This window comes from Maribacter sp. ACAM166, from assembly GCF_005771495.1.
Lineage (GTDB): Bacteria > Bacteroidota > Bacteroidia > Flavobacteriales > Flavobacteriaceae > Maribacter.
The window spans coordinates 1-13,554 of the sequence record NZ_VAUW01000066.1 but is presented as its reverse complement, the minus strand read 5'-3'; the positions used below and the strand labels follow the sequence as shown (position 1 = coordinate 13,554).

12 protein-coding genes are annotated in these 13,554 nt (G+C 35.9%); 9 read left to right on the top strand and 3 right to left on the bottom strand.

The features are described 5' to 3' along the window. The first annotated feature begins 404 nt into the window (after positions 1-404). A complete protein-coding gene (locus ES765_RS20885) occupies positions 405-596 on the top strand; it encodes a hypothetical protein (RefSeq protein WP_138116396.1) in 192 nt (63 codons plus the stop codon). Between the two features lie 85 nt (positions 597-681). Here ES765_RS20885 and ES765_RS20880 read toward each other — a convergent pair whose 3' ends face one another. The 3 genes from ES765_RS20880 to ES765_RS20870 all read right to left on the bottom strand — a co-directional run bounded on the left by ES765_RS20880 (position 682) and on the right by ES765_RS20870 (position 4,027). Beyond that, positions 682-1,512 (bottom strand): DMT family transporter, encoded by an 831-nt coding sequence (locus ES765_RS20880; protein WP_262710704.1) that lies wholly within the window; start codon positions 1,510-1,512, stop codon positions 682-684. Positions 1,513-2,070: 558 nt separating this feature from the next. Next, a complete protein-coding gene (locus ES765_RS20875) occupies positions 2,071-3,000 on the bottom strand; it encodes a ThuA domain-containing protein (RefSeq protein WP_138116394.1) in 930 nt (309 codons plus the stop codon). Position 3,001: 1 nt separating this feature from the next. Continuing rightward, positions 3,002-4,027, bottom strand: a complete 1,026-nt coding sequence (locus tag ES765_RS20870; RefSeq protein WP_138116392.1) for a LacI family DNA-binding transcriptional regulator — start codon at positions 4,025-4,027, stop codon at positions 3,002-3,004. A gap of 256 nt (positions 4,028-4,283) precedes the next feature. Between ES765_RS20870 and ES765_RS20865 the strand changes: the two genes are divergently transcribed. From ES765_RS20865 to ES765_RS20830, 8 genes are all read left to right on the top strand, one after another. After that, complete coding sequence (locus ES765_RS20865; RefSeq protein ID WP_138116390.1) at positions 4,284-5,504, top strand: PmoA family protein; 1,221 nt, start codon at positions 4,284-4,286, stop codon at positions 5,502-5,504. Between the two features lie 13 nt (positions 5,505-5,517). Continuing rightward, on the top strand, positions 5,518-6,894 hold the full coding sequence (locus ES765_RS20860) for a Gfo/Idh/MocA family protein (protein WP_138116389.1): 1,377 nt from the start codon (positions 5,518-5,520) through the stop codon (positions 6,892-6,894). 103 nt (positions 6,895-6,997) lie between these two features. Beyond that, positions 6,998-8,395 (top strand): putative oxidoreductase C-terminal domain-containing protein, encoded by a 1,398-nt coding sequence (locus ES765_RS20855; RefSeq protein ID WP_138116388.1) that lies wholly within the window; start codon positions 6,998-7,000, stop codon positions 8,393-8,395. Beyond that, positions 8,396-9,214, top strand: coding sequence for an SDR family oxidoreductase (locus ES765_RS20850; RefSeq protein WP_138116386.1), 819 nt, complete (start codon positions 8,396-8,398; stop codon positions 9,212-9,214). 140 nt (positions 9,215-9,354) lie between these two features. Then, positions 9,355-10,551, top strand: coding sequence for a mannonate dehydratase (uxuA, locus tag ES765_RS20845; RefSeq protein ID WP_138116384.1), 1,197 nt, complete (start codon positions 9,355-9,357; stop codon positions 10,549-10,551). Between the two features lie 9 nt (positions 10,552-10,560). Beyond that, positions 10,561-11,571 (top strand): TRAP transporter substrate-binding protein, encoded by a 1,011-nt coding sequence (locus ES765_RS20840; protein WP_138116382.1) that lies wholly within the window; start codon positions 10,561-10,563, stop codon positions 11,569-11,571. Further along, the gene (locus tag ES765_RS20835) at positions 11,571-12,044 is read left to right on the top strand and encodes a TRAP transporter small permease (protein ID WP_138116381.1); all 474 of its coding nucleotides are present in this window, start codon (positions 11,571-11,573) and stop codon (positions 12,042-12,044) included. The genes ES765_RS20840 and ES765_RS20835 overlap by 1 nt, the downstream gene beginning before the upstream one ends. Beyond that, positions 12,045-13,355, top strand: coding sequence for a TRAP transporter large permease (locus tag ES765_RS20830; RefSeq protein WP_171017395.1), 1,311 nt, complete (start codon positions 12,045-12,047; stop codon positions 13,353-13,355). Positions 13,356-13,554 lie beyond the last annotated feature (199 nt).

The following is a 13,554-nucleotide window of genomic DNA, read 5'->3' as shown; positions in this document are numbered from 1 at the left end:
ATTACTGAAAAAAGAATAAAGGAAGTAGAAAGATTATTAAATTACAGACCTATTAGAAAGTTTAATTATAATAACCCAATTGAAGTCCTAAAAAATAAGTGTGTTGCACTTATGGGTTGAACTCAGCTTTAAATTAAATCTATTTTTAATTAGTAATTAATCACTACAAAGCTAGAATCGCTGAACGGTGAACGTTGCCTTATTTATACTAAAATTTAATTCTAATAAGTTTTAAGTTATCGAAAATCAGTTAATTGTTAGTTTGAATTTGAGTTTTATTTAACATGGTTATGTTTGAGAAGAATATGAATCTGGAAAAACTATGAAAACGGTGTTTTGTTAAAAATTTGTTAATTAACTTAATTATATCTATATTAGTTCTGTAAACTAGAGACTTATAAGCGATGAAGACTAACGAAAAATTCTTCGATTCTAAAATGATTGTAAATTTAATGATAGCTTTTACGTTGATTGTTTTTGGGATAGTTTATTTAAACTATTCTACGGAAATTGAAGATGAGGTTACTACTGTTATTGTCAATTCGCTTAAAGATGTTAATACTAGTTTGGCAGAGCAGGAATCTGCTCGTAAATAGACGAAGTTTCCAACATAATTATATACTTCCTGTACTTTGTAATCGGTATTTTTTTAATGTTTGGGACAAAAGTAGGTGTATGATTTTACCGTCTCCCAATAATCACGTTGGCTGTCAATGCGACAATAATCATCAAAATACCAATTAAACTCCATAAGGTATATACATCGCCAAACCAACTAACACCAACTAGTATTGTAAAAACAACCTCAATATATTTTAAAGGTGCTACTAAATTCGTCTTGGCAATTTGAAAAGCTTTAGTCATAAATACCTGTCCGAAGAATCCGAATATCCCCAGACTAAATAATCGTAACCAATCTATTCCTTCTGGTTTCACCCATCCATTAATACAAAGGATTCCTCCAATAAGTGTACCGATAAACATGAAGTAATTGACAATAACTAAAGGATGGTCTCTTCTTCCTATTTTACGTATAATAACGTAAACTAACCCACTAAATACAGAAGCTGTTAATACTAACAATAAACCTGTAGTATTGAGTTCTTGGTCAAATCCTTTCAACATTAATACGCCACTAAAGGCTAATAAGAAGAGAAACCATTGTATAGTTCGTAGTTTCTCATCTAGTAAGAATATGGCAAAGATAGCTGCATAGATTGGAGCTAAATATCTAAGTGAAACGGCAGTTCCTACTGGTAAGTATTGTAACGACATAAAGAATAGACTCATGGCTGTTAGCCCTGCAAATGACCTGAAAACCATTAGCTTACGTTGGTTGCCAAGTATTGAAATACCCTTTGCTAAAATATAGGTGGTACCCAAAATTAGCGAACCAACGGATCTAAAAAACACAATTTCAAAGGTTGGATAGTTGCTTAGGTACTTCACAAACGCATTCATGAGCGTGAATGAGAATGTACTTATAATCATAAATAGAATTGCTTTCTTCACAGAGGGCACTTAGGGTCTTGCAAAGATACTTGCGAAGAATAGAAATTCACCTTTTAGGGACTAAAAATGCCTTTATAGGGTATTTTTACTTAACCGATACTATTAACCCTAATTAAAGGAGTGTTAAGGTTTTTTAATCGGATTATAACTAAGTAACATCAAAGCGATAACAACGCTAATATGAGTAATCAAGATTCATTCAAAAACCTAAGGGCAAACTAGGATGTATTTACCCTCAAATATCTCTAACTATGCCTTTTACTGTTCTGGTATATTTGTAGCATATTTTAAAAGAAACTAGTTTTTGATAGTATGCTTAGTTGTTTTGTAAAGTAAAATTAGTTGAATATTGCCTATGTCGATAGGTGATAATCAATAATCGGTATTTTGCAGTCATAATCATGATATAGCTTTTCAGAGAATTTATTTTCCAATAAAAAATTCTACCTTAGAAGTGGTTTATAAGATTTAATATGTTGAAGGTTGCAACTAAAGACTAGAAGGAGAAAGTTTTAAAAGATTCTGTCAGGAATTAAGAAAGTATAAAGTGAGGTTATTTTATTTTTTAGGGATGCCCATAGGGCTATCGTCCACTTTTAAATCTCCCGTTACATATTGCAGTCCATCCATTAAAAACTGCAATAACTCAGGGTTTTCAAGGCTTTGAGCATTGTGTGAAGGAGATGTATAAAACACCCTTCCTTTTCCATATTGTTTTATCCAAGCAACATAGTTGATGTTATTAGTGACTTCGTGTTTTACTCCCTCTATTTTGTCCACTTCAAAATACAAAAGTGGTCTGAAGTTATATTCAAAATAGGCATTTTTAAAGAAGTATGGTTCATCTGTATGTACTAGCCCCTTCCCTTTAAACGCTCTTACCAAGGGGTGGTTTTTATCTACTTCTTTAATATGTATTTCTTGTTGTTTTGGATGGTAATCAAAACTGCCTCCTGTCATTTCACTAAAAGCTTTGGAGTTATTTTGTACAACAATTCCACCATGCAAGATCATAAGGCCGCCACCTTTTTTTACGTAGTTTATTAAATTGCTCTCGTACTCTGCGGCTTTGTTAATGATAGCGCTTTCAGAAAGTGAAGAATAATTTTTTAAAAGATCATAAAATAAGTCTCTTTTAGGCCCGTTAGGGTTGGAGTTGTTTAGAACGATAGCATCGTACTTTTTTAAGTTTTGTTTGTCAAAATTTTCAATATCTAATCCAATATGTATTTCAAATGCTTTTGTTTTTCTTCCAAATACTTTCAACATTTCTATATTGTGTGCAATGGTCCAATGATCAAACCCAGTTGCTTTCGAGAAAACAAGTATTTTTCGTTTCTCTTTTATTTTAACTGTTGGTGAAGGGGTGATTTGTTCAATCTTTGCTACCCAATCATCTGTTATCTTTAAAGGTTCAAGACTTTGCGCTTGGGTAAAACAGTTTATTGAGAAATATAAGGTTAGTAATAATAGTAAAGATTTCTTCATTTTATTCAGGTTGTTGAGTAGATGATTCCCTTACTATTAATTTATGTCGTAATAGAATGGTGTTCGTAGATTGCAGGTTTATGGAGCCATTTAAATGTGCTATGATACTTTCTCCAGCTAAGATTCCCATTTTGTAACCAGGGTATTCAATAGTACTTAGGTTTGGACTAATAATTTCAGAAACTGGGTCGTTGTTAAATCCAACTACTTTAATGTCTTCGGGTATTTTAAAACCAACTTTTTGCAGTTCTTTTATGCAATTCGCTGCAAAATTGTCACTGGCCACAAAAAGGCCATCTATCTTTTTTGTTGAATTTTTAATATAATCGATTGCTACTTGAATATTCTTAGGGTCAAGATCGGTTTCCAATAAATTTGTCTCGGTTATTTTCAACTGGTTTTCTAGCAAGGCGTGCTTAAAACCTTTGTAACGATCAGCGTAAAGTGTTCGTTGTAGATTACCGCTAATATGCAGTAAATTAGAGCAGCCTTGTGCTATGAGGTGTTTGGTAGCTTCATAACCTGCGGCTTCATTGTCGATTAAAATGGTAGGGCAATTTGGTAAGTCAATAACGCGATCAAAAAACAATAATGGTATTTTTCTCTTGGTGTAGTTTTCAAAGTGCTTATAATCGCTAGTATCGTTGGCAAGAGAAATCAATAAAGCATCTACACCGCTATCTAGCAAGGTTTTGGCATTTATTTTCTCTTTTTCCTCAGATTCTAAAGATTGACTTATTATAAGACTGTAGCCTACTTTATTGGCAACTTTTTCTATGCCTGCAAGAATGGTAGACATGAAATAGGAATTTAGTTTGGGGACTATAACACCTATGGTATTGGATTTTTGATTGCTAAGATTAGCGGCAAATTTATTGGTCCTGTATCCTACCTCATTTGCTTTTAAAATAATCCTTTGCTTGGTTTTATCACTTATTGATGGATGATTATTTAGACTTCTACTTACTGTTGCAGGTGAAACATTTAACATTTCAGCTAAATCATAAATAGTAACCTTTTTAGACATTTATTCAATTTTTACTGCAACAATATTACGCAACAAATTTAATTGTGGCTTACTATTTTTATTTAAAAATAGTATTTAATTAATAATATGTAAACTTTATACCATAAATAAAAGAATATGTTAAAAATTATGCTAAAAATAATGTGCAATGGGTTGTGTAGATTAATTTGATTATTTAGATTTGATTTGTATTCAAATAAACAATTTGTTTATTCATATGTGCCATATTTTAACCTAAGGACCTAAGCTTAATAAAATGAGGAACATATCTTTTTTTGCCTTATTCTTGATTTTTTCATCTTGTACAACGGGGAAAAAAGACAAGCATTCATTTCAAGTTCAGGAGGGCAACTGCTTATTCATTAACGGACCTTTATCTTTGGATTTAGGAGCAATAGAAGGTGCTGATATTACTTTAATGAATGGTGATGACGTCGTTCCATTTGACATTGATACCACAACTAATACATTGTGGTTTATACATAATACTGAACGAACACGTAGTTATTGTATTGAAACAAAAACTGATTCAGATCGTACCGCTAAAAAATTATCGGCTATTAAAAAGGATGGAGATTTAATGCTTGAAAAAGGTAATACTTCTCTGGTTGGTTATAGGTATGATATGCATTATCCGCCAAAAGGAGTTGACTCCATTTTTAAAAAATCAGGATATATACATCCTATTTTATCCCCAAAAGGGGATACGCTTACAAGGACAAATGCTCCAGATCATTGGCACCACTATGGTCTTTGGGGTCCATGGACGCACACACGTATAGATACGATGCGTGTCGATTTTTGGAATCTTGCAGAAGGGCAGGGGACCGTACTTTTTAAAGAATTTAATGCCATTTCCGAAGGTGCTGTTTCTGTTGGTTTTAATGCAGCACAAGAACATATAGATTTTAAGACCAAATCAGAACCACAAATAGCTTTAAACGAAAATCTTCAAGTGAAATTGTGGGATTTAGAAAGAGATGACCGCTATATGTTAGACTATACAACGAAGTTTAGCACGCCATTAGAAAAAGGAATTCTATTTGAGGCCTATAGATATGGTGGTGGTCTAGGAATGCGATTTACAGAAAGATGGCATAAGGATAATTGTGAAGTATTTACTTCAGAAGGTGAAGATCGTCTAACTGCCGATGGTACCAATGCTAGATGGGCAATTGTAAGAGGTGAATCTAGTGATGGTAAGGGTACAAATGGAATATTGTTTTTAAGTAATCCTAACAACAGAATGCACCCAGAGCCCATGCGTGTTTGGCCTATAGATGGTAACGATGGCCGAGGTGATATGTTTTTTGAGTTTTGCCCAATTCGTCATGAAGAATGGCAGATAGAACCAAATAAGGTTTATGAATTGAAATATAGAATGGTGGTATTTGAAGGTGAATTGACCAAAGAAGAAGCTGAAGCGTATTGGCAGTCATTTGCTAATCCGCCACATGTAGAACAAATTTCAAACTAAATCATAGATACAGATGCAAAGAAGAAATTTTATAAAAAAATCATCGCTGGGTACAGCAGCGGCAGTGGCTTTTCCAACGATAGTCCCTTCCACCGTATTTGGTAAAAATGCGCCAAGTAATAAAATTAATATAGGTCAGATAGGATGTGGGCGCATTGCACGTGGACATGATATTCATGATACTATCCGTTTTGACGCTGCACGGTATATAGCAGTTTGTGATTTGGATTCAAAACGTATGAACGATGCCAAGGTTTTGGTTGATGGGTTTTACAAGGACAAAACGGGTAAGGCTAACTACATGGATACTAGAATGTATGGCGATTACTGCGAAATGTTGTTGAACAAAGATATTGATGCTGTAGTTATTAGTACACCAGATCATTGGCATTCGCAACCAGCAATGGAAGCAGCAATTGCAGGTAAGGATATTTACCTTCAAAAACCAACGTCACTTACGGTGAAAGAAGGGCAGCAGTTGCGAAAAGTGGTGCAGGATAACAATGTGATTCTACAAGTGGGTACGCAACAAAGAGCAATGCAGCAATTTAGAGTAGCGGCCGAGTTGGTGCGGAACGGGAGAATAGGTAAAATACATACGGTAAAAATTGGATTGCCCGGTGATCCTGCGGGTCCTATAGCAACGACTATGCCCGTGCCAAGGAATTTAAATTTTGATATGTGGATGGGTTCTACTCCAGAAGTTCCGTATACCGAAATTGGTGTGCACCCACAAGATGATTATAGCCGTCCGGGGTGGTTAAGAAATCGTAGCTACGGAGCAGGAATGATTACCGGTTGGGGACAACACCACTATGACTCGGCTGCATGGGGAATGAATACAGAGTTGACAGGCCCAGTTTCGGTAGAGGCTTTGGCAGAATTTCCTAAATCGGGTTTATGGAATGTTCATGGAGACTTCTTTGTCAAGCATGAATATGATAATGATATCTCCGTTTATACAAGTGGTGGCTACACTAACGGTATTGAATATATAGGTGATGATGGATGGATATTTGTTTCAAGGGGTGATTATACCGCATCTGCTTCCGATCCGGTTGATAAGGAAAAAAGTTCGCAAGCGTTAAATGCTTCAGATCCTACAATATTGGAATCTGTTATTGAGGACAACGAAATTCATTTAGAAAAAATAGATGATCAGCATGGTAATTGGTTAGCGTGTGTGAAATCTAGAAAAGCTCCGATTTCTCCTATTGAAAAAGGACACAAGGCTTGTACTGTTTGTTTAATTAGTGATATAGCCATGCAGTTCTCACGTAAATTGAATTGGGACCCCAAAAACGAATGGTTCATAAATGATCCAGAAGCAAATGCCATGCTTGAACGCACACAGCGAAAGTCATATGGCACTAATAATATTAAAACTTAAAACTAAATAAAGAGGGTGCTAATTTACTTTCGCTTAACATCATTGAATTTAATTAAAACATGACCACTATTAGGGGGTATGTTTTTTTATAAAAATTGGGGAAATGAAAATCTTAATAAGATATAGTACCGTACTAGTGTTACTTTTCTTCAGTATTTCTTGTGTGCAAGTGAAAAAAGAAGAGAATAAAGAAGAGAATAAAGAAGAAGAAATGCAAAAAGTGAAATTAATGACCTTGGATCCTGGCCATTTTCACGCTGCTTTAGTGCAAAAGACAATGTACCCTCAGGTAGATTCAACAATTCATGTATTTGCTGCCGAAGGTCCAGAAGTGAAGGATTTTTTAAGTAAGATCAACCAATATAATTCCAGACAAGAAAATCCTACCGCTTGGGAAATCAACGCCTATTTGGGCGATGATTATATAGAAAAAATGATTTCCCAAAAGCCAGGTAACGTCATGGTTGTTGCCGGTAAGAATTCAAAAAAGATAGATTACATACTAGCTGCCGTTAAGGCAGGGTTGAATGTATATGCTGATAAACCTCTGGTCATCAATCCGCAAGGGTTTGAAAAGTTGAAGGAGGCTTTTGAAATTGCCGAGGAGAAAGGTCTGCTGATTTATGATATCATGACAGAGCGTTTTGAATCAACTACTATGATGCAGAAGCAGTTTTCATTGCTTCCAGATGTGTTTGGTGAACTACTAGAAGGTACGCTAGATGAACCTGCAATTAGTAAAGAAAGTGTGCATCATTTTTTTAAGTATGTTTCTGGAAATCCATTGGTACGCCCATCGTGGTTTTTCGATGTAAACGAGGAGGGAGAAGGTATAGTTGATGTAACTACACACTTGGTCGATTTGATACAATGGGAGGCTTTTCCTAACCAGATTATAGATTCTTCTCAAGTAGAAATGGTATCTGCTCGCAGATGGCCAACAGTTCTTTCTTTAGAAGAATTTCAGACTGTGACCGGTTCAGAATCATATCCAGAATATCTTGAAAAGGATGTTACGGAAGATAGCTTGAATGTATATTGCAATGGTGAAATGAATTATAAAATCAATGGCAAATACGCAAAGGTTTCTGTAATATGGAATTATAAAGCTCCTGAAGGTACTGGGGATACACATTACAGTGTTATGCGAGGCTCAAAATCTAACTTGATTATTAAACAAGGTGAGGCTGAAAATTATAAACCTGTTCTATATGTGGAATCAAAATTAGGAGCTGATTTTGAGAAATCCCTTAACTTGGCGGTACAAAATGAAATACCTGAACAGTTTCCTGGTACATCTGTTATTAAAGAGGAAGAGGGTATATGGAAAATCGTTATTCCAGAGCAATTTAAAATAGGACATGAGGCCCATTTTGGCCAAGTCACTGAAAATTATTTAAACTATTTGGCTTCTGGGGAGTTGCCCGATTGGGAGGTTCCGAACATGATAACCAAATATTACACAACCATAGCCGCATATAAAAAAGCAAAAGAGAATTAAATGAGCGAGTTACTGTCTTTAAAAAATAAGAATTATGCCTTATCCGGAGGAACGGGAACCTTAGGAGGGTCAATTGCCGAATACCTGATAAGAAACGGAGCGAAAGTGCTGTTGTTAGGTAGGTCTGTCGATAAATTAAAGTCCAAACAAAGTGAACTAAATGATATCGTAGCTGACAGCACCCATATTTTTAAGGTAGATGTCATGAACGAAGAAGAGCTTTTGGCAGTAAAGAATGAAATAAAAAGGCAGTTCAATCATTTAGATGGACTTGTGAATCTTGCTGGGGGTAATATCCCTGGGGCAACATTAAAGCCAGACCAAACGATACGTGATATTGCCATGGGTGATACGCAGAAAGTAGTGGACATAAATTTATTCGGAACAGTAACGCCCACTGTTATATTAAGTGAATTGATGGTTGAGCAAGGGTATGGTTCCATCATTAATATTTCTTCGATGGCTGCCAAGCAAAGTATCTCTAGAGTACTGGGATATTCAATGGCAAAAGCTGCAGTAGATATTTTCACAAAATGGATGGCGAACGAATTAGCTTCTAAGCACGGGGATAGAATACGAGTGAATGCAATTGCTCCCGGATTTTTTATAGGGAATCAAAATAGACGTTTATTAACCAATGAAGATGGTTCCTTTACCAAAAGAGGGAATAGTATTATAAAAAACACACCAATGGGTCGTTTTGGTGACGCTTCTGAATTAAACGGTATGGTTCACTACCTTCTAAGTGATGCATCTAGTTTTGTTACGGGTAGTATATTTGATGTTGATGGTGGCTTCAGTTCATTTTCTGGAGTGTAACTACTTTTTTAAGTAGACTTTTTGATTTATGGCTTATGAGCTATTCAATTAAATTGTGATATCTATTTTTGCAATCGATTACCGTTTAGTTTCAATATCGGGAAAGTAGTACAGAATATAATTTTTGTTAATTAAAGAATATGGATTATTTAAAGAAAACCTTTCGTTGGTTCGGACCTGAATTTGGAGTTACTCTGGCTGATATACGTCAGTTGGGAGTAGAAGGAATTGTAGCTGCTTGTCAAAAAGTACCCCTTGGAGAGGTTTGGCCTGTCGAAACTATTGCCGCCCTTAAATCAGAGATTGAGGCACAGGGTATGGAGTGGTCGGTCGTGGAAAGTGTTAATATTCATACGGCCATTAAATACGGACTTCCAGAAAGAGACCTCTATATTGCCAATTATATTCAAACGCTAAAGAATCTTGCTGAAAATGGCATATATAATGTGTGCTACAATTTCATGCAATTGATAGATTGGACACGTACAGATTTAGATTTTGTATTGCCTACGGGTGCTTCGGTATTACGCTATAGCCCAATTTCTGCGGCAGCTTTCGATTTGTTTATATTGAATCGTGAAAATGCAAAAGGGTCTTACCCTGAAGAAGCATATACTAAAGCGAAAGCTTATTTTGATGGACTTTCAAAGGAGCAAAAAAAGAAATTGGAAGAATCTATTTTGGCAGGTATGCCAGGTTCTAAGAAATTAATTGCTTTAGAGGATTTCAAAGCCAACCATGCTAAGGTCTTAAAAATAAGCAAACAACAATTACAAGATAATTTATCTTATTTCTTGAATGCCATAATACCAGAAGCCGAAAAAATAGGCGTACGTATGGCTGTTCACCCAGATGACCCACCATTTTCAGTTTTTGGTGTCCCTAGAATCGTTTCTAACTATGAAGAAATTAAATTTTTATTGGAATGTTGTCCCTCACCAAGCAACGGATTAACGTTTTGTTCCGGTTCTTTAGGTGCATCAGCGAATAATGATTTGGTGAAAATAATTGATGATTTTGGAGATAAAATTCACTTTATACATTTAAGGAATGTTGCTCGATCAGATGATGGTAGTTTTTACGAAGCAGATCATCTTGGTGGCTCGGTACCAATGGATAAAGTAATGGAAGCAATTATTAAGCAACAACATAAAAGAAATGAGAATGGTAATGGTATTGTCAGAATCCCTTTGAGACCAGACCATGGTCATGTGTTGTTAGATGATAAAAAACGTCAAAATGAGTTTTACGCTGGCTATTCCTTAATAGGGAGAGCTATCGGCTTAGCACAATTATCTGGATTGGAAAAAGGGGTAAGGTTAGGGTTGAACATTTAAATGTATTGCATGAAGTTGATAGTTGGAAAACATAAGAGATATTTACAAAGCATACAATGGGCCTTTTGCATTTGTTGTTGCTTCTTCCTTTTTAATTCATGTGCAATCGATAGCAAAAAGAAAGTACTTTATTTCGCACATTCCTTACCGACATCCCATCCTGTGCACAAGGGTATTCTTGCGATGAGGGATGCCTTGGCGAAAAAGTCTGACGGATATTTGGAAATAAAAATTTTTCCTGATGGGCAGTTAGGTTCGGAGCGTGAGGTTCTGGAGTTGCTGCAAATTGGGAGTATTGCCATGACCAAGGTAAGCGCTGCCTCTATGTCTAACTTTGCACCGGCTTATCAAGTAACTAGTATTCCCTATTTGTTTAGAGATAGAAAGCATCTTTTCAGCGTTCTTGAAGGTGAGGTAGGAAAGGAGTTGTTGCTAAGTAGTTCTGCATATTTACTTCGTGGACTTTGTTTTTACGATGCTGGCGCACGTAGTTTTTATGCAAAGAAAAAACCGATAAAATTTCCTGAAGATTTGGACGGAATGAAGATTAGGACCATGAATGACCAAATGTCCGTCGATATGGTAAATATATTGGGTGGTTCTGCAACTCCTATGGCCTATGGCGAACTCTATACCGCATTGCAACAAAATGTTGTGGATGGTGCAGAAAACAATATTCCCTCCTTTGTTACGTCTAACCATTATGAAGTATGTAAGTATTACACTTTCGATGAGCATACTATGGTGCCAGATGTAGTTGTAATCGGGGTAAAATTTTGGGACACCTTAAGCAATCAAGAACAAGTCTGGCTTCAAGAAGCGGCAGATGAAAGTGTAGAAAAGCAAAAACAATATTGGAAAGAGACCGTGGCCGAAAACATGAAGTTTTTAGAGGAGGCCAATGTGGAATTTTTATACCCTGATAAAACTGAATTCTCATCAAAGGTGAAGCCAGTTATGGATAAAATGATGCAAGATGAGAATATGAAAAAGGTCATTAAAAAAATAATAGCGGAGTAATGCAAAAAACATACAACATACTTAATTGCAGTATTGAATATCTTTTGGTGACCATTTTTGGACTTCTGGTGATTGATGTAGTTTGGCAGGTGGTGTCTCGTTACATAGTGGGACAGTCAAGTTCATTTACTGAAGAGTTTGCTCGATTTTCATTAATATGGTTAACAGTATTAGGGGCTGCCTATATCAATGGGCAGAAAGAAGGTCATTTATCTATGGATTTTTTATTAACAAAACTATCGGCTAAAAAAAGAAAAGGAAGGCAAAAAGTTATTCAGGTATTTATGGCATTATTTGCATTAATCGTGATGGTCATTGGCGGAGGTAATTTGGTATATACAACACTCAGCCTCGGCCAGACTTCTTCTGCGTTACATCTACCTTTAGGATATGTTTACGCCATTGTACCAGTATGCGGACTTATAATAATTTTCTTTTCAGCCTACAATGTTAAAAAACTAAATTTTTTATAGATGAGCATAGAACTTATAAGTGTATTGGTGCTTTTTATCAGCTTTGCAGGTCTATTGGCTTATGGTGTTCCTGTAGCTTATTCTATAGGTATATCAACAACGCTTGTGTTAATTATAAATATTGCCTTTCTGCCTTCAGTAACTACAGCTAGCCAACGTATGACTACAGGGATCGATAATTTTGCCTTGCTGGCCATTCCGTTCTTTATATTGGCTGGTGAGCTTATGAATAGAGGTGGGGTAGCCAAACGTTTGATAGATTTTGCAAAATCACTTATAGGCAGTTTACCAGGTGGTCTGGCCTATGTGAATGTTATATCTGCTATGCTATTTGGAGCTATTTCTGGCTCGGCGATTGCAGCGGCATCAGCTATTGGAAGTACGCTTACAGATAAGATGGAGAAGGAAGGGTATCCTAGAGAGTTTAGTGCAGCTGTAAATATTAGCTCGTCGACGACGGGTTTATTGATTCCGCCAAGTAATGTGCTCATAATTTTTGCTCTTGCTAGTGGAGGAACGGCCTCTGTTGCGGCATTATTTATTGCAGGTTATATTCCTGGTATTTTGGTGGGATCGGCTATTATGTTAATGGTCTACATTTACGCAAAAAGAAAAGGATTACCAAAAGCCGATAGAGTTGGTTTTAAGCAATTGTTTGTCGATTTTAAAAATGCATTTTTGAGTCTTACGCTATTAATCATAGTCGTTGGTGGTATCGTAGCCGGTATATTTACAGCAACTGAAGCAGCGGCTATTGCGGTTGTTTATGCAGCTATATTGGGTTTTTTGAACAAGGAATTACATTTTTCCAATTTTAAAGGAATTTTATTAAAAAGTGCTAAGACCACTGCCATAGTCATGTTTTTAATAGCGACGTCGATGGCAATGTCCTGGTTGTTTTCTTTTGAGGGAATACCACAAATGCTAACAAGTCTTTTAGTGGATTCCGTAAGTAATCCAATTGCAGTGTTTTTACTTATAAATCTTATTCTGCTTATTGTAGGTACTTTCATGGATATGACTCCTGCAGTGCTCATATTCACACCTATATTTTTACCTGTAGCGATGACATTAGGTATGCATCCAGTTCAGTTTGGTATGGTCATCGTGCTAAATTTATGTATTGGGGTCTGTACTCCACCTGTAGGTACTTTATTATTCGTGGGTAGCGGGGTGGCAAAAGTACAAGTTTCTAAAGTTATTAGACCATTATTGCCTTTGTTGGCAGCCATGACTTTTGTTTTAATGTTGATTACGTATTTTCCAGAAATTTCCCTTTGGTTGCCACGTTTTTTTGGCCTTATTGATTAGTAATTCACTCACTTTATCTTTACATAAAAAAGTTATTTATTTATGCGCATTAAGTTTATTCCCTTTTTAATAACCTGAGTTCGATTAAAACATAACTAGTTGATTTGTTTTAACGGTTTGATATTTGATGCTAGGTTTCTTGGGCAAGAAGCTATATGCAATAAGGCCTGAGATAATATTCACCAAGAAATTACCAAAG